Origin of the sequence: Candidatus Accumulibacter meliphilus (genome assembly GCF_036625345.1) — a bacterium.
Lineage (GTDB): Bacteria > Pseudomonadota > Gammaproteobacteria > Burkholderiales > Rhodocyclaceae > Accumulibacter > Accumulibacter meliphilus.
Map to the genome: position 1 here is coordinate 71,139 of NZ_JAZKTZ010000003.1, position 17,516 is coordinate 88,654.

Genomic DNA, 17,516 nt, shown 5'->3' on the forward strand with positions numbered 1-17,516 from the left:
CCTCAAGTCAGATAGAGGTCCTGCGCAGCCGCAAGGCGTTGCCGATCACCGAGACCGACGACAGACTCATTGCCGCGGCGGCAAAGATCGGTGACACCAGGATGCCCAGGAAGGGATACAGCACGCCAGCGGCGACCGGGACCCCGGCGGCGTTGTAGACCAGGGCAAAGAACAGGTTCTGTTTGATGTTGCGCATGGTCGCCCGGGCTAGACGCCGTGCCCGCACGATGCCGTTGAGGTCACCCTTTACCAAGGTGAAGCCGGCGCTCTCGATGGCCACGTCGGCGCCGGTACCCATGGCGATACCGACGTCGGCCTGCGCCAGTGCCGGTGCATCGTTGACCCCGTCGCCGGCCATCGCCACCTTGTGGCCTTTGGCCTGCAACTCCTTGATGATGCGTGCCTTGTCCGCGGGCAATACGTCGGCACGGATTTCGTCGATGCCCAGGCGGCCGGCGACGGCACGCGCCGTGCGTTCGTTGTCGCCAGTGGCCATGATGATTGTCAGACCCTCGGCGTGCAGCGCCTTGAGTGCTTCGGGTGTGCTCTCCTTGACCGGGTCGGCGACGCTTACCAGGCCTGCGATTTCTGCACCAATCAGGATGAACATCACGGTCTCACCCTCGTCACGGCGAGCGTTAGCCGCCTCGACGAAAGCACTGGACGTGCCGCCATCCAGGCCCAGTTCGGTGAGAAGTGCGGCATTGCCCAGGGCGACCGCCTGGCCGTCGACGACGCCCTTCACACCCTTGCCGGTGAGCGCCTCGAACCTGTCGGCCTTGGCCAGTTCGATGTCGCGTTCCTCGGCTCCCCTGACGATGGCCTCGGCCAGCGGGTGTTCAGAGCCACGTTCGAGGCTGGCGGCAAGGCGCAGCACCTCGACCTCCTCATGCCCGGCAGCGGGCAGCACGGCTACCAGCTTCGGCTTGCCCACCGTCAGTGTGCCGGTCTTGTCGACGATCAGCGTGTCCACCTTGGCGAAGCGCTCCAGCGCCTCGGCGTTCTTGATCAGCACACCGGCCTGCGCACCCCGCCCCGTGGCGGTCATGATCGACATCGGCGTCGCCAGGCCCAATGCGCAAGGGCAAGCGATGATCAGAACGGCCACCGCCGCCACCAGACCATAGGACAGCGCTGGTGCCGGTCCCCAGATTGCCCAGGCGATGAACGCCAGGATGGCGATGCCGATTACCACCGGAACGAACTTGCCGGCGACCGAGTCGGCGAGCTTCTGGATCGGGGCACGCGAGCGTTGCGCGTTGGCGACCATTTCGACGATCTGGCTAAGTACCGTGTCGCCTCCGACCCGCTTCGCTTCGATGATCAACGACCCGGTGCCGTTGATCGTCGCACCGGTCACCGTGTCGCCAGCGATCTTTTCGACGGGTACCGGTTCGCCCGAGATCATCGACTCATCGATCGACGAATGGCCTTCCGCTACGACACCATCGACCGGCACCTTGTCGCCGGGGCGCACCCGCACGTGGTCGCCAACGACGACTTCCTCGAGCGGGATTTCCTCCTCGCGCCCGTCGGCACGGATCACGCGCGCCGTCTTGGCGGCGAGGTCGAGCAGCGCGCGGATCGCCGAACCGGTGCGCTCGCGTGCGCCCAGCTCCATCACCTGGCCGAGCAGGACCAGGACGACGATGACCGCGCCGGCCTCGAAGTAAACGCCGACGTGCCCCTCTGCATCGCGGAAGCCATCCGGGAACAAGTCCGGAAACAGGACCGCGACGATGCTGAACAAATAGGCCGAGCCAACACCCAGGCTGATCAGCGTAAACATGTTGAGGCTGCGATTGACGACGGACTTGACGCCGCGAACGAAGAACGGCCAGCCGGCCCACAGCACCACCGGCGTACTCAGCACCAGTTCGACCCATTGCGCCGTGCGCTCACCGAGCAGATCGCGCACGAAGCCCAGACCCAGGAAGGGCCCCATGGTCAGTACCAGCAGCGGTACGGTCAACAGGGCGCCGATCCAGAACCGGCGCCTGAAATCGACCAGCTCCGGATTGGGACCTTCGTCGCCGGTCGGAACCCCCATCGGCTCCAGAGCCATGCCGCATTTCGGGCAATCCCCGGGCGCATCGCGAACGATTTCGGGGTGCATCGGGCAGGTGTATTGCGTGCCGGCGGGCGCTGGAGGCGCTTGCTCCGCTTGTTTCTTGTGCGCGCCAGTCAGGTAGTGCGCAGGATCCGCAGCAAACTTGTCGCGGCATTTCTGCGAGCAGAAGTGCCAGGTCTTCCGGTCGTGCTCGAAGCTCGGCTTGCCGGCGCCAAGCGTGACGGACATGCCGCAGACCGGATCCTTTACCGTTTTGGCGCCGGCGGCATCATGACCAGGGGGCAAGTCGTGGGTGGCGTGCGAATGTTCGGGCTGGTGATGATGATGTTCGTGCCCGCTCGACCGTGCCTCGTTTGTCTTCGTGTCCATGGCAGTCCTTTCAAGGTAGTACTGCTAGCAGTTTCGACCTGTGTGTCGCTCACAGGTCAAGCGCTATTTCTTCAAGGCACCACTGCCAGCTGATGTCCTTCGCCGCCAGGTAAGGAGATGGTGTCCAGCACTTCCAGCGAGGTTTGGTCCACGACCCAGATCTTCGGTTCCTTGCGGCTGGAGACGTAGAGCTTGCCGGTGCCGCGCACGGCACCGAGGTGATACGGCGCGGGCGCGAGCGGTAAAACGCGGCGCACGTCGGTCTGCGGGTCGAGTGCCACCAGTTTGTCCTCGGAGATCAGGCTGACAAAGAGCCAGCGGCCGTCATCGCTGATGTCGAGCCCGTGCAGGCGCTTGCCCATCTCGTATTCGCGCTCGACTTTGCCGGTCTCAAGTGAGACCGCACTGACCGCGCCGCTGCGCGCGTTGGCCACGTACAGGCGCTTGCCGTCGGGTGCCAGCAGCATGTGCTCGGGCGACGCCCCGGCGTCCAGCGTGCGTGTGACCTTCCAGTCGGCGGTATCGATCTCGCTGATCGTGCCGTTGCCGCTATTGCTGACGTAGACCCGCTTGCCATCGGGGGTCACCGCGGCGTAGTTCGGCGCCGGTCCGGTGGCGACCGTACGCACGACCTTGTTCTCGGTCAGATCAGCGACGCTGATGCCGCCGCGCGTGGGATGCGTAGACAGCACGTAGCGACCATCGGGCGTGATCGCCTGATGATGCGTCCAGCCGGCCACCGGGATGGTCGACATCACGTGGCCGTGCGCGGGATGAATCACTGCCAGCTTGCTGTTCGTCGTATCGATCGGCGCACCCTGTGGCAAGGGGGTCTCCGACAGGCTGCCGGCGACCAGGTATTCGCCATCCGGGGTGGCGACCAGACCGTGCGGATTGTCGACGCCGTCGTAGGTCGCGGTGATGCGATTGCTCGCCGCGTCGACCGCAATGACCTTGTTGGCGGAGCCGAGCGGGATGTAGACGGTCATGCCGGCCCAGGCGGACTGCGCCGAGAGGGCCATGACTATGGCCGTTGCGGCCAGATTGAAGGTGAGTTTCATGGTGATATCCTTTCTTGTGAGAGCAGCTTTCGTCAGGCCCTAGTGCGCCTGATCATGGCGTCCGAGTGCTCGTTGTGTCATCGGATGGCGAATTCCTGGCGCATGTAACGCACAACCGCCTTGATGTCCTCGTCGCTCAAGCCCGGGTTGCCGCCCCGCGGTGGCATCGCCATCGGCGATCCGGGGCTCTGGAAACCTTCGGCGATACGCTTGACCAGCACCGCGTCGGCGAGAGCCAGTGGGCCGTCCGTGGAGGTCAGATCGGGGACGCCGGGCAGCACGCCGGCACCATCCGCACCGTGGCAGGCGACGCAACTGGACTGGTAGGTCGATTCGCCCGTCGCAGTGCCGGCCACGGCTACTCGGGGCTCTGTGGCCAAAGCGGCCAATGCGGCCGCAGCAACGCCCAGGCCTGCCAACACGGGGTTCGTGGCACGCATCATGGACGTTCCTTGCCTTTCCAATCCACTGGCGCGGTCCCGGAAGCGACGGGCCAACGCGGCAGGAAGGCCGGTGTGCGCCGCGCATAAGTCACCCATGCTTCGCCGAAGCTTGCCGCCGCATCGCGTTCCTCACGGCGTGCAAGGCGCAGGTAGACAACGAGCATGATCGGGAACATCGTCAAGGTGATCAGGGTCGGCCATTGCAGCAGAAAACCGACCATGATCAGAATGAAAGCGAGGTACTGCGGATGGCGCAGCCGCGCGTAGGGTCCGGCGGTGGCCAGCACGCCACTCGCCTGCGCTGTGTAGAGGACGCGCCACGCCGCAGTGAGCAGCCAGAAGCCGCCACCGATGAAGACCATCGACAGAACATGGAACGGTCCGAAATGCGGGTTCGATCGCCAGCCGAACATCACTTCCAGCAGGTGACCGGAGTCGTGCTGGAGGAAATCCACGCCCGGAAACTGTTGCGTCAGCCATCCGGAGAGCAGGTAGATGGTCAGCGGGAATCCATACATCTCGGTGAACAGGGCGACGACGAATGCCGAAAACATGCCCAGTGTTCGCCAGTCGCGCTTGCTATGCGGCTTGAAGAAACTGAAGGCGAAGAAGATGAATACGGCAGAGTTGATGATTACCAGGGACCACAGGCCGTAGGCAGAAGACGAGTCGCTCATTTGTCGTCGGCCTTGCTGGATACGCCGCCTTGAGCATCGTGATTGCCGTGAGTGCCGTGAGTGCCGTGGCTGCCGTGGCCGCCGTGCATGAAGATATGCATCAGCGGACAGGCAAGCAGGAACAGCCAGGGCCACCAGGATGGCACCCAGGCAAGCACGTGGGTGCGATGCTCGACGGCGAGCAGAATCAGCGAGACGGCGGCAAAGCCGCCGAATACCCATTTGGCGCGTTGGCTCTTGCCAGCGCCAGGCGAGGCGGGGGGTGTTTCGTCGGCGGAATGCTCATGCGTATTCACAATTTTCTCCTTGGCGAGTCGATCGATTTCGTTGCTGGTGTCGTTCATGGCACTAGAGCCGCGTCGCACTTGAGCGCGACCATTTTCCGGAGAGTTGCTTCTTCCTGGATGAATGCCTCGACGGCGAGCGGATCGAACTGGCTGCCACTCATCCGCTCAATCTCCGCTTTGGCGGTGTCGAAATCGACGCCGCGCCGGTAGGGGCGATCGGAAGTCATCGCGTCCAGCGTGTCGATGACGGCGAACAGTCGCGCGCCAAGCGGAATCTCGTTGCCACGTAGCCCGGCCGGGTAGCCGCTGCCGTCGTAACGCTCCTCGTGACACAAGACGAGTCGGGCGGCTTCGGCGAGGGCAGGCAAAGGCGCCAGGATGCGCGAGCCAGCCTCGGGATGCGTACGCATGACCGCCCACTCTGCCTCGTCGAGCGCCCCCCGCTTGAGCAATACCGCATCCGGGATACCGATCTTTCCCACGTCGTGCAGCAGCGCACCCCAGTACACATCGCGCAGGTGCTCGGGGCTGGACAGGAAGCAGCGCGCCAGGACCAGGGTGTGACAGGCCACCCTCTTTGAATGAAGGCCGGTCTCGTGTTCACGCAGGTCGAGTGCTGCGACCAGTGCCTCGGCGAAACCCTCGTAGGCGTGCGCCGACGCGTTCGCTTCCTGCTTGCGGCTTTTCAGATAGCATGCTTCGCAGTAGCACCCACGGTTGCTGAGGGCGGCTGAGCGGCCCGTGCTGAGGGCGCCACAGAAGACGCAGCCCCCCTTGGTAGGGCGGAGATCAGCGTCATTCCTTTCTCGCTTCATATCCATGTTTCGGTTACCGTTTGACTTGTAAGAAGACCCAGCCTGGACCCATGAGCCGCTCGCAGGTCAAGCATCGGCCGGGTATCGGCACGCGTCGCCAGTCGCGTCGATCAACGCACAGGCGGCGTGACCGTCCGGCTCGCCGTCGGGCATTTCTGCCCACAGCGTCAGCGCCTGTTCCAGGCGTGCCTGCAGTGCCTGCATCTCGGCCACGCGTTCGCGAGTTTCGACGATGCGCCGCTGGACGATCTCTCTGACGACCGGGCACGGGGTTCGGCCGTGAGCGGACATGCCGAGAATTTCGGCAATTTCATCCAGATGGAAACCGAGACGCTTGGCACGCAAGACAAAGCGCAGGCGATGGACGTCGGTATCCTTGAAACGACGGTAGCCGTTGTCAGGATCAATGGCTGGAACCAGCAACCCGATGCTTGTGTAATAGCGGACGGTATCCGGTGTAACGCCCACCAGATTCGCCACCTCGCTGACTTTCACGATATTTCTCCTGTCCAGAACCAACAATGAGCAGCCCCGCAAGGGGCTTTTTCAGCGAAGAGAGTGGTCGCCAGAAGGAGGCATTGTTCGTCAGCCTCTGCTATCTTTGACTCTGCGAGCAACAGATATTCGCGCATGTCCTGCATCTGCCTGGCGAGCTGGGTTTCCCGCTTTGCACAATCTTTTCCCTTTGCGTATGGTGCCAGCCGGGTCCCCACGAAAAGATGACCGCCGGATTACGGTTCAGTCACCTGCGGGGGTAGGCGTCGCCATGGCTGCTGTCTGGCGCGCAACTAATCCAGAGGAAACGACCGACTGCTCAGGTGTTCGCGGGAGAGACTGCTGCGGCTAGCGGCAGATGTAGAATGAAGATCGTGACACCTGCTTCGGATGTCACCTCGATATGACCGCCGTGCATCTCGATGATGCTGCGTGTGATGGCCAGCCCCAGTCCGGCGCTCTCTCCGTGGCGGTGTCGCTCTGGACTTGCGCGATGGAAGCGCTCGAAGATCTGCGACAACTGGTCGGACGGTATCGTATCGCCGTAATTCTTCACTGCCAGTGTCGCCAAGCTGGCCCGGTTGGCGATCGAGATCTCGACGGAGCTTCCGGTTAGTGAGTGACGAAGTGCATTCGACAGCAGGTTGGAAAGCGCGCGACGTATCATCAGGCGATCAGCGGTGACACTCGCCTCCCCGGCGATAACGATCTGCACACCTTTCTCATCAGCCAGCGCTTCGTAGAAATCGATCAGTGCCCGTCCCTCATCGGCCAGATTGACCGCTTCGAGCGTCGCTTTCGGTAGGCGCCCCTCCTCTGCCTGGGCAATAAACAGCATGTCGCTAACCATCCGCGCAATGCGTTCGTACTCTTCCAGGTTGGACGCGAGGACCTCCCGGTACTCGTCCGGACTCCGGGTGTGCGACAGCGCAACCTCGGTCTGAGTCATCAGGTTCGAGACGGGTGTGCGCAATTCGTGGGCGATATCGGCGGAGAAATCGGACAGGCGGCGAAATGATGAGTCCAGTCGTTCCAGCATGTCGTTGAAGGCGATCACCAGATCGCACGCACCTCGGTCGGTGCGTCGCGCTCGGCAAGACGCTCGCCGAGATGTTCGGCCGACAAGTTGCGTGCGGTGGCCGTCACGCGACGCAGCGGCGCCAGTCCGCGATGGGCGGCGAACAGGGCGAACAAGGCAGCGACGATCACCGCCAAAGTAGATGTCGATCCACAGGCGCTTGCGCACCTGTTGGAGGAAAGAGCACCTGATGCGAGACATCGAGTCCCACCAGAGCCCGCAAGCGAGTCGGCCTGCGACCAGAAATCGAGCGCCTCGACGGTGGTTTCCAGCCCAAGGTATTGCTTGCCACCCTTATCCCAAAGCGTCGGGGTTACATCCGGTAACTGCGTCCTCGGCCAAGCTGCTTTTCGCCGAAGAATCTCCGGGCGGATCGCATAGACCACTGTGCCTTCGGCGTCACGTACACCACCGCCAACGCATCGTGCCCGATGAAGGCATCGTCAAGCCGTTGCCGCAGGTTCTGTACGGCTCGGCGCGGTGCAAGAGGTTCTTGATCAGAGTCACCTTGCCCGACAGTTCCTGATCGTCGAGCTCGCGAAGATGGCCTTCGACGGCAGCTCCCTGTACCAGCACGACGACTATCAACAGGGTGGCCGTGAGCAGCGCGAAGAGCAGCGCCAGACGCGTGGTCAGCGACATCGGCCACCCTCGCACGCTCAGGGGCCTTCCGGAATTTCGAGCACGTAGCCCATGCCGCGCACGGTGCGGATCAGCTTCAGCTCGAAGGGTTCATCCACCTTGGCACGCAAGCGACGCACTGCGACATCGATTACGTTGGTATCGCTGTCGAAGTTCATGTCCCACACCTGCGAAGCGATCAGTGAGCGCGGCAACACCTGACCCTGACGGCGCAGGAGCAACTCGAGCAGCGCGAATTCCTTGGCCGTGAGATCGATGCGTACGCCCGCGCGGCTGACGCGGCGGCGCAACAGATCCAGCTCCAGATCTGCGGCCCGCAGCGTATCGATCTCCTGCGATCGGCCGCGCCGCAACAGCGTGCGGACACGCGCCAGGAGCTCGGAAAAGGCAAAGGGCTTGACGAGATAGTCGTCCGCGCCCAGTTCCAGTCCCGCGTACCCGGTCTTCCACCCCGTCGCGTGCGGTGAGGAAGAGTACCGGCATCTCATGGCCGCTACGGCGCACCGTTTTGAGCACCCCCCAACCGTCCAGCGAGGGCAGCATGACATCGAGCACGATCAGGTCGTAATCACCGGTCAGCGCCAGGTGCAGGCCATCGAGACCATCGCGCGCGAGATCGACGACGAAACCCGCCTCGAGCAGGCCTTTGCGCAGGTAATCGCCCGTTTTTGGCTCATCTTCGACAATCAGGATCTTCATGTGCGTCGCCCCATGCTGAGAATTTGCGAAGATTGTGCCTGCTTGCGGCGCCGCTTGACGCCCATTACGAGAATGTAATCCGCATGTCAGCTTCCTGACCGGGTGGCGTGCGCATCATCATCTGCCATGGTCGTTTTCAGCTCTGCTACAGATGGATGGCGTTATTTTGTGCTCGCCGTGCCTCGGGGCCTGTTATCCGTCTCAACCATCGAAGGATTGGCCGTCCCATGAAGACATTTGCCTTGTTAGCCGCCCGCCACCTCGCTGGCTTGCTGTTTGTCGTCCCGCTCGCAGCCGTCGCTGCCCCGGAGATGGGTCGCATCTTCGCGCTCGCCGGCACCGCTGATCGAGTCCGCGATACAAGACACCTTGCTGTTCGAGCCCGACGCCTCGGCGCCCCTGCCAGCCGAGGCCTCGCTGCCCCTGAAGAAATCTTGTAACGCTTCCACGACGGAACTGGCGCCACCGTTACAAGATTTCTTGAACGCCCAACCCACTGTTCTTATTGGCTTAATCGCCCATATCTGGGGCAGCACGTTACAAGATGACATCGCCTCGGCCGTGACCCGGCTGCTACAACTGGGACAGGACATTCGAGGAGGCTCGTATGAACAGTCCGACGAAGCGACTATTGAATCCGCAACGTCAGCGGCAGGTGCCCGCGCACTTCAGCTGGCTCGATCATCGGCTGGTGCGGGAACACTACATCGAGAAGGCTGACGTTGGCGCCTGGGCGCTGTACCTGTTTCTCGTCACCGTCGCTGATGCCTGCGGTCTTTCCTACTACAGCGAGGCCAGCCTCTGTCGGCGTCTGCAGATGGATGCCGGTCGCCTGGCCCGCGCCCGCCGGGATTTGATCGCCCTCGACCTGATCGCCTACGATCCACCTTTGTACCAGGTCCTGAGCGTGCCCGAGTACGTGCCGGTCGACACCCGTCTGGCGCGGCTGCGCGCTGTTCTGGAGGGCCGGCCATGATCGACTATGCCACGTGGTGCGCCATTCGCGAGGGGGTGGCCAGTCATCTGACGGCCCCCCAACTTGCCGATAGCCTGGACCTGGACGTCAAGACCGTCCGCCACTGGATGGACCGCCCGTATGCGCCGCGGGCGCCCGTGCCGCGAACCAGCAAGCTCGATCCCTACAAGGGGCGCATCGTCGGCTGGCTCGATGCGCATCCGCTCACCGCCCAGCAGGTGTTTCAACGCCTGCGGGATGCTGGCTACGAGGGCGGCATCAGCATCGTCAAGGACTACGTCCACAAGATCCGCCCGCCCCGGCGCGAAGCCTTCCTGACCCTGGCCTTCGCCCCGGGAGAAGCGGCCCAGGTCGACTGGGGAGAATACGGCACGATCTGTGTGGGCAACACCCGCCGCCGCCTTTCCTTCTTCGTCATGGTGCTGGCCTGGAGCCGGAAGATGTACGTCGAGTTCACGCTCTCGCAAACGATGGAGCAGTTTCTGGCGGCACACATCAACGCCTTTGCTGCCCTGGGGGTGTCGCGCAAGGTCATGGTCGATAATCTGCGCAGTGCGGTCTTGCGTCATGTGCGTGGCGAACCGGTGCAGTTCAATCCCCGCTATCTCGATTTCGCCCGCCATTACGGCTTCGAAATCGTCGCCTGTGCGCCGAGAAAAGGAAATGAGAAGGGACGCGCGGAAAGGGGCGTCGCTTATGTCAAAACCAATTTCCTGGCCGGCCTGGAGCTGCCAAGCTTCAGCGCGCTCAATGCGGCCGTCAGGCTGTGGCTGGAGACGGTGGCCAACGTCCGCCTGCATCGCGAAACGCAACGCCGGCCGGAAGATCTCTGGGTCGAGGAGCGCGCTCATCTGCAGCCGGTCAATCCCCGGCTGTTCGATGTCGGTCGGGTCCTGGCCGTTCGTGCCAACCGACAGTTCCGGGTCACGCTCGAGAGCAATCGCTATTCCGTCCCCGCCCGCCTGGCGGGACGACCGGTGACGATGAAGGTCTATCCGGATCGCGTCTGTGTCTATCACGACGGCGAGTTGGTCGCCCGCCATGGTCGTTCGTTCGAGCGCCATCAGGACATCGAGGACCCCGATCATCCGAAGGCCTTGATCGCTCAACGCCGGCATGCCCGCGATGCGCTGGTACTGAAGCGCTTTCTGGGTCTGACGCCACTGGCAGAGAAGTATCACGCGGGCTTGCTCGATCGCCGGGGGAATGCGATGGCGCATGTGCGCAAGATCGTGGCGCTGGTCGAGATCCATGGCGACGACGCCGTCGTGCGGGCGATGACCGACGCCCTGGCCTTCGAGGCCTTCAGCAGCGAATACATCGCCCATCTGATTGATGCACGTCGCCGCCAGTTGCCCGAGCCGAGCCCGCTTCATCTTATCCGCCGGCAGGATCTGCTGGAGATTGAACTGCCACCGGCGGACTTGTCTGCTTATCCGGACATCCCCACAGGAACTCATCCGCAAGACAATTCAGGAGGCGATCATGACCATGACTGAGGCGGTTCTGGCGAAGCATCTGGGTCGTTTGCAGCTGCCGTATTTCGTCCAGCACGCGCCGGACTTGATGACTCAGGCGGCCCGCGAGTCGTGGTCTCATGGTCGCTTTCTGGAAGGCCTGGTGGCCGGCGAGGTCGCTTGCCGCGATGAGGCGCTGATTGCCCGCCGCATCCAGGCCGCGCGCTTGCCCGGGATCAAGACGCTCGACGGCTTCGACTGGTCATGGCCGAAGAAGATCAATCGCGCGCAAATCCAGCATCTGTTTCGCCTCGACTTCGTGCCTCCCCATGGCAACGTGATCCTCCTCGGTGCGGTCGGTGTCGGCAAGACTCATCTGGCCATTGCTCTCGCTCATGCGGCCTGCCTGCAGGGCCTGACGACGCTGTTCACCACCGCCGTCGATATCGTCAATGCGCTCGCCGCCGCCCAGGCCACCGGCGGGGTCAAACGCGAGATGGCCAGACTGCTCAAACCCGCCGTCCTCTGTGTCGATGAATTGGGCTATCTGCCAATCGACAAGTTTGGCGCCGATGGCCTGTTTCAGGTGATCAGCCAGCGCTATGAGCGCGGTTCGACAATCATTACGTCGAACAAAGCGTACAAACAATGGCCGGAGATCTTCAACAACGACAGCACCCTCACCGCCGCTTTGCTCGACCGCCTGCTGCATCATGCCGAGACGCTGGTCATCGAAGGTTCCTCTTACCGCATGCGCGAGCAGCACGACGCCTGATTCTCAACCCGTCCTCGACCAGCCTGTACCGACCGCCTTCCCATCGGCGGGTCGGCCCTCTCTTTGCGCACTCAAACCAAACATCCCAGCCCCAGAGCCCGCGCCTTGCTCGCACCAGTTTTATGCCAACGGCAGCGATGGCGTGCTGGTGGCAAACAAGCAGGGCCTGTACCTCGCTCAGCCGGATGGTCGCTTGAGCCTGCGCGCCAAACGTGATGGCGGCTTCGTCGCCCTGGCTGCGGACCCTTCCGACGCCAAAATACTGTACGCAAGTGGCCCTCGGACGGCTTGCTGCGATCAGATGACGGTGGCAGCCAGTGGCAACGGCAGAGCCAGGGCGGACCCGACAGCTTCACGGCGCTGACCGTCAGCCCGACGGACGGAAAGCGCTTGTACGGTGTCGCCGATGGCATCTACCACAGTACCGACAGCGGCCGTACGTGGACGCGCAGCGGCGACGCGCCAGAAAAGCTGATGAACATCTCGGCGTCGCCCAGCGGCTTGTACGCCGGCACCGAGGAGGGCTTGCGTTTTTCGACTGACGACGGTGCTTCGTGGCGGCCAGCGTCGATGCTGCGCATTCCGGTGACCATGGTCAGCGCCGAGCCTGACGGAACGCTCTACAGTTTTCAGTTCGGGCAGGGGTTTCTCAAGGCACACGAGCCCGAATTGGCATGGACGCCGCTGGCCAACAGCTTCGGCGGACAGGCGATCATGGTCATGGCACGAAATGGCACGCGGCTGTTTGCCGCGACCCATATCGGCAGACTCTTCGTCAGCGCCGATGATGGCCGCAGCTGGCAGGCGATAAGCGGGGCTCGCGGACCGGAAAGCGCGGCGGAAAAACGGGGTGAAAAGCTGTTCGCGGAGAATTGCCAGGCCTGCCACGGTGCGGTCGGCATAGGTGAAGCGCCACAGTTCGGCAAAGAGCCTGCAGGGCCTGGCGCCCGCGCTCGACGATAGCGCGCACGCCTGGCACCACAGCGATCAACAGTTACAGAACACCATCCTCAAGGGTAGTCCAGTGCCGAACAGCCGGATGGTGGCTTTCGAGGGACGCTTGAGCGCACGCGATGCTGAAGACCTGGTCGCCTATATGAAGAGCCTCTGGAACGAGCGCGCCCTGCGCTGCCAGGGAGCAAAACACATGGACCCGGGCTGCATGACCCATTGAGCGGAGAGTCGATTCAGGCGCGCCAAGGGAGCAGGCCGCATCACGGTGGCACGGTATTCCGCGCGCTGCTGGCGACCAGTGTCGCCTTTCTCGTCGCGCGCGATCGCGTGGAGCACCTGGCAGAGCAGTCCGCCACTGATCGACGCCAATGACGCTCGGCTGCTGGCAATCGGGCAGCGCGTTTATGCCGAGCACTGTGCGAGCTGTCACGGCGCGAATCTGGAAGGGCAGCCGGCCTGGCGTGAACGCCGCGAAAACGGCCGCCTGCCGGCACCGCCACACGATGCCAGCGGGCACACCTGGCATCACCCGGACGCGGTCCTGATCGAGATCGTCAGCAACGGTCTGCAGGCGGGCCGGTACGCGCCGCCGGGTTATAGCAGCGACATGCCGGGTTTCGCGAACGTACTCGCCAAGGAAGAGATTCGTGCCAGCCTTGCCTATATCAAGAGTACCTGGCCAGAAGCTCAGCGCGCCCACCAGGCGCGCGTCACGCTTTCAAAGAAATAGCGCCCGAGATCCGCTCATATTCTGACTCTTGGGCGCGTTCGCGATTATTTGGGGGATTCTACGAGATGACCAGCGGCCCCGCTTGACCGCCCTCTGCCTGGTAACGCGTGCGACCGAGGCTGCACAGCCAAGGGCGACCGGTGGTCTCCGGTGGTTTGTCAAGGCCCTGATGCGGATTATGCGCACGGCAAGTGCGTGACAGAACCTGCCCATCAAGTTGGTGCACCAGCACCGGAGTGCGTGGACATCCTGCGCGAGGCCGTTGCCCCACGCAACGGCTGGAAACGGATCCTCCAGCGCTGTTCGCCTCCGCGCGCGGCGGGACGCCGCCGGATGAGGGCAGTGTAATGCGGTTGCTCAGGGAAGCCCGCTGCCCTCCTCTACTTCAGGTGGCGACGGACTGATGAGCGGGCGCATCACCAATCCGGAGATGCTGCGAAAGGCACTGGGAGGAAGGCGCAGCGGCGATCTGCTGATCATCGCCGAACGCGCGATAGAACTCCTGCCACAAGCGAAGTTGAAGGGCCTCGTCGGCGACTACGCGCACGTGGACGACCTGGCGGAAGCGAGCGCAACAGCAAAAGCGTTACTCGACGAAGTGCAGACGTTCCACGCCGATAGTCTGGCCGGTCGCCCCTTCGAAGACTTCGCGGTGAATTCCAGAAACTGTACGGAACATTCGCGGGGCACGGATGCCTTCATCGCCGAGTTCAAGCATCTCCTGCGCGGATGCATCGGCGCCGCGGACAGCGGGCAATTCGAACTTGCCCGCCAGACGTTCGAGCGCCTTTGCCGGCTGCTTCGGTATATCGATGAAGGGCACGAGGACGTGATCTTCTTCCCCGACGAGGGCGGCTCCTGGCAACTTGACATCGACTGGCGCAACGTGTTTGCCGCCTACTTCCTTTGCCTGCCCGAGACGGTTACGGCCGCGGATTGCGCGACCAGCGTCGATCAGATTATCGAGGATTTCGCCAAGCACGACCGACCACAGTACCGGCGAACGGCACACGCGTTGGCGAGTGCCGCACAGCGAGTGGCGCTCGAATCGTTGGAACGGCGCGTCGCCGACCGCACGCGTGGCTGACCACGGGTTTTTGGAAAGACGCTGCCTTCGCCCAGATCGCGACCGCGCTCGGCTCAAGGCTTCTTCTTTCCGACCAGCTTGTCCTGGACGTACTGACCGGGATCTTCCCCGCTCAGCCCCTCGACCACCCGTCCCGCTGCTTTCCCGACCTCGCCGACAACTGCCGCGCCCTTACCGACCGGCGACACCGGTTCCAGCTTGTCGAAATCGGTTGGCGTCGCGTTCTCCTGGTGCGTCTGCGCTGCACCCTCCTTGCGGTCTCGTATCGCATACGCGTTCGTTGAGAATTCACGCATCGCCGTATGCGCGGTCTCATCACTCGGTCGCCCCTGGGGCGAGACCCCGGCACCTGCCGCCCAGCCCGTCACCTGTCCCCGGTAGCCTTCCCCCGCCTGCCCGACCGCACCGGCACCGGGAACGCTGCTTCGATCTGCCTCGTGGCGAGCGCCGATCGCATCCGCCCCCTGGACCTGGCCGGCCATCTCGCCAAGCATCCGGTCGTAGTTCTGCGCGGTGTATTCGGCAATGTAGGGACGCAGCTTGTACGGGTCGCCCATGATCCCCTGGAATGTCTCGTAGTTGAAATCGAGCTTGGGCAGCAGGAAATCCTTGATGAAATGATCCTGGAGCTGCAGGTTCGAGCCCAGCTGGCCGCTGTGCGACAGCTCCCACATCTGCCGATGCCCTTCGCTTTCCTGCAGTGAGGCGCTGAAGACTTCACGCGATTGCCGTGCGTGATCCAGCGATGCGCGCATCCCCTCGCTGCCGGCTTCCCTTCCCTCGTCGGTGCTGCGATAGCTGCGCTCCCAGCCGTTGTCGAGCACGGTGCCGACTTTCTTGCCAAAGCCCGATTCACTGGCGAACTGCGCCATCTCCTCCAGCGATCGCGAAGCGTCGGCAGAGTTGCGCAGCTTGGCGGCGAGCTCCACCCCACCGCGAAGCCCGGCGATCTCGAGGAGCTTCGGTGTATTCATGCCCATCGAGGCGCCGATCATCATTTCCATCGCCACCTTTTCGCCAACGCCGAGCTTTTTGGCCCACTGATCGACCTGACGCAGGCTGTCGTTGGCCTCGTGGTGGCGACTCGACCCCATGCCGTGGCGGTAGCCTGTGGTGTCGCTGCTGCCCTGGCTGTGGCTGCGCTCGAATCCCGCCTCCTGCTTGAGCGCGGCGAGCGCGCTTTCGGCATACTCCGCGGAGTGTTGGCGGGTGGCCTGCTGGGAATGCTCGTAATTCTCCTTCGCCGCAGCGCCCAGGGAATCGTTGAGCGCCATGTCGGCGCGCACGTCGCTTTTTCCCTGCCGGACGACGAAGCCGCCACCAGAAAAGTGGCTGTAGTCGAACCCCCCGCGCGCCTGATAGTTGGTCATCCCCTGCCGCAAGCTCGGGTTCATGTCCACCGTCAGTCCCTTCTGGGTGTCGTGACTGACATTATTGAGCGAGGCGTGGCCCATCTGCATGTTGCCCATCGCCAGCGCGCTGGCGATTTTCTCGGGATCCCGCGGCGGGGCCACCAGGCCGGCAACGGCCTGCAGGCCGACCTCGCCGCCTTTGACGATGGCCGCCGCAATGGCCGGGATCGAGATCACCAGCATCCCGGCGATCGCCTGATCGCTGATGATCGCGGTATTCAGGAAACTCATCTGCTCGATCGCCAGGCCACCGCCAGCGCTGCCATTGCTGTAGTGGCTACGCGAATACATGGTGATGATGAAGTTCATCACCGCGTAGAGGGGCGCCCAGAGCTGAATCCAGAACAGGCTCGCGGCGTAGGACTTGATGACACCCCCGGCCTGGTGACCGCTGATCACCACGAAGAGCAGAAAGACCGGAAAGATCGCGTACTGAACGAGTTCGATGGCATTGCGCACCTTGGGCATGGTCGACTCGGCGATGCGGGCCATCAGTTTGTACGAGTCGCTGGTCGAGCGCAGCGATTGCGCCATCGCCAGGTTGGTTTGCGCGCTGGCAGCATCCCCGAGCTGCGCGGGCAGCAGGTACTGCGCATCGATCATGAAGTTGGCGACGATCGCCTGTTTCACTGCGTCCTGTGCCGACGCCGCGACGCCCAGGAGATAGTTGGTCGAGGTAGCCAGCGAGGCGACGATCGCCGCGCCGGCGTCGGCCTGGCTCATTTTTGGGTAAAGACGCGAACCCAGCAACGTGAGCTGACGGTTCGACTCGGCGGTGATCTGGGTGGTCAGGCTCTGATAGGCGACATCGCAACCGACGGTGTTCAGCAACGTCGAATCGCCAATATCGCGCACGGTCACCAGTCGCGCCGGGTTGGTCTTGCCGTTCAGGCTGGCCCAGACGTTATTGACCTCGATGATGTCTTCCTTCATGCGGATGTAGCCGGTCGCCACATCCGGAGCGACGCACTCGCGGTAGAACTCCAGCAGGTTGCTGGTCAGCACCGGATTCCCACTCTTCACGGCGAGACGCTCGGCAAGCACACGGTGGCCGAACAGGGTGCCGTTCTTGCGGAACTTCACATCGTTGGGTAGCGAGAACACCGTCTCGAAAGCGCCGGTCAGCCAGTCGCCGACCTTGCTCATCGCGTGCGCGAAGGCGCCCAGCCCGATCGGGACGTTGGCGACCGCACGCGGTGGCTCGTTGCCGGTGCGATCGATGATCGTCACCGTCACCTTGGGCACCAGCAGGAGCGCCTGGAAGATGGCCAGGAAGAAGAGCCATTTCCACATCCCGTCGAGCCGCTCGCGTCCGCTCAGGGTAGCGATGACGACGACGATCACCCCGACGATCGCCATGGTGCGCAGCAAGCCGAGGTAGTCGCCACTGCCCATGATCGCCGCGACGGCATTGAACATCGCCTCCAGCTCGGCGACATTCCAGTAGGCATAGACCTCGTACATGTTTGCTTTCCCCTGCCGCTTGTA

Annotated in this window: 15 protein-coding genes and 2 pseudogenes; 7 read left to right on the plus strand and 10 right to left on the minus strand. The window is 63.2% G+C overall.

Features of this window, described 5'->3' with window-relative positions:
* Positions 1-7: 7 nt before the first annotated feature.
* The 9 genes and pseudogenes from V5B40_RS06605 to V5B40_RS06655 form a co-directional block, all read right to left on the minus strand.
* Positions 8-2,440, minus strand: a complete 2,433-nt coding sequence (locus V5B40_RS06605) for a heavy metal translocating P-type ATPase (RefSeq protein WP_332353775.1) — start codon at positions 2,438-2,440, stop codon at positions 8-10.
* A 71-nt stretch (positions 2,441-2,511) separates the two neighbouring features.
* Positions 2,512-3,501 carry a YncE family protein gene (locus tag V5B40_RS06610; RefSeq protein WP_332353776.1) on the minus strand — a complete coding sequence of 330 codons (990 nt, stop codon included), beginning with the start codon at positions 3,499-3,501 and terminating at the stop codon, positions 2,512-2,514.
* A gap of 77 nt (positions 3,502-3,578) precedes the next feature.
* Positions 3,579-3,944 carry a c-type cytochrome gene (locus V5B40_RS06615; RefSeq protein WP_332353777.1) on the minus strand — a complete coding sequence of 122 codons (366 nt, stop codon included), beginning with the start codon at positions 3,942-3,944 and terminating at the stop codon, positions 3,579-3,581.
* Entirely contained in the window at positions 3,941-4,621 is a 681-nt protein-coding gene (locus tag V5B40_RS06620; protein ID WP_291984691.1) for a methyltransferase family protein, read from the minus strand. Before V5B40_RS06620 ends, V5B40_RS06615 begins: the two co-directional genes overlap by 4 nt.
* The gene (locus V5B40_RS06625; protein ID WP_332353778.1) at positions 4,618-4,965 is read right to left on the minus strand and encodes a DUF2933 domain-containing protein; all 348 of its coding nucleotides are present in this window, start codon (positions 4,963-4,965) and stop codon (positions 4,618-4,620) included. Before V5B40_RS06625 ends, V5B40_RS06620 begins: the two co-directional genes overlap by 4 nt.
* On the minus strand, positions 4,962-5,729 hold the full coding sequence (locus V5B40_RS06630) for an HD-GYP domain-containing protein (protein ID WP_332353779.1): 768 nt from the start codon (positions 5,727-5,729) through the stop codon (positions 4,962-4,964). Before V5B40_RS06630 ends, V5B40_RS06625 begins: the two co-directional genes overlap by 4 nt.
* Positions 5,730-5,789: 60 nt before the next feature.
* A complete protein-coding gene (locus tag V5B40_RS06635; RefSeq protein ID WP_332353780.1) occupies positions 5,790-6,218 on the minus strand; it encodes a MerR family DNA-binding protein in 429 nt (142 codons plus the stop codon).
* 319 nt (positions 6,219-6,537) lie between these two features.
* A pseudogene (locus V5B40_RS25195) lies at positions 6,538-7,938 on the minus strand (heavy metal sensor histidine kinase).
* Between the two features lie 17 nt (positions 7,939-7,955).
* A pseudogene (locus V5B40_RS06655) lies at positions 7,956-8,637 on the minus strand (heavy metal response regulator transcription factor).
* A 607-nt stretch (positions 8,638-9,244) separates the two neighbouring features.
* On the opposite strand from V5B40_RS06655, the gene V5B40_RS06660 reads away from it, so the two are divergent.
* The 7 genes from V5B40_RS06660 (at position 9,245) to V5B40_RS06690 (ending at position 14,616) form a co-directional block, all read left to right on the plus strand.
* A complete protein-coding gene (locus V5B40_RS06660) occupies positions 9,245-9,613 on the plus strand; it encodes a hypothetical protein (protein WP_332353784.1) in 369 nt (122 codons plus the stop codon).
* Positions 9,610-11,112, plus strand: coding sequence for an IS21 family transposase (istA, locus tag V5B40_RS06665; RefSeq protein ID WP_332353785.1), 1,503 nt, complete (start codon positions 9,610-9,612; stop codon positions 11,110-11,112). The genes V5B40_RS06660 and istA overlap by 4 nt, the downstream gene beginning before the upstream one ends.
* The gene (gene istB / locus V5B40_RS06670) at positions 11,099-11,845 is read left to right on the plus strand and encodes an IS21-like element helper ATPase IstB (protein WP_332353786.1); all 747 of its coding nucleotides are present in this window, start codon (positions 11,099-11,101) and stop codon (positions 11,843-11,845) included. The genes istA and istB overlap by 14 nt, the downstream gene beginning before the upstream one ends.
* Before the next feature lie 288 nt (positions 11,846-12,133).
* Positions 12,134-12,808: a WD40/YVTN/BNR-like repeat-containing protein gene (locus V5B40_RS06675; RefSeq protein WP_332353787.1), complete on the plus strand. Its 675-nt coding sequence runs from the start codon at positions 12,134-12,136 to the stop codon at positions 12,806-12,808.
* On the plus strand, positions 12,750-13,019 hold the full coding sequence (locus tag V5B40_RS06680; protein ID WP_332353788.1) for a c-type cytochrome: 270 nt from the start codon (positions 12,750-12,752) through the stop codon (positions 13,017-13,019). The genes V5B40_RS06675 and V5B40_RS06680 overlap by 59 nt, the downstream gene beginning before the upstream one ends.
* Before the next feature lie 78 nt (positions 13,020-13,097).
* Positions 13,098-13,529, plus strand: a complete 432-nt coding sequence (locus V5B40_RS06685) for a c-type cytochrome (RefSeq protein ID WP_434735843.1) — start codon at positions 13,098-13,100, stop codon at positions 13,527-13,529.
* Positions 13,530-13,932: 403 nt separating this feature from the next.
* Positions 13,933-14,616 carry a hypothetical protein gene (locus V5B40_RS06690; RefSeq protein ID WP_332353789.1) on the plus strand — a complete coding sequence of 228 codons (684 nt, stop codon included), beginning with the start codon at positions 13,933-13,935 and terminating at the stop codon, positions 14,614-14,616.
* A gap of 53 nt (positions 14,617-14,669) precedes the next feature.
* Here the strand turns inward: V5B40_RS06690 and V5B40_RS06695 are convergent, their stop codons facing one another.
* Positions 14,670-17,492 carry a conjugal transfer protein TraG N-terminal domain-containing protein gene (locus V5B40_RS06695; protein WP_332353790.1) on the minus strand — a complete coding sequence of 941 codons (2,823 nt, stop codon included), beginning with the start codon at positions 17,490-17,492 and terminating at the stop codon, positions 14,670-14,672.
* Between the last annotated feature and the right edge of the window lie 24 nt (positions 17,493-17,516).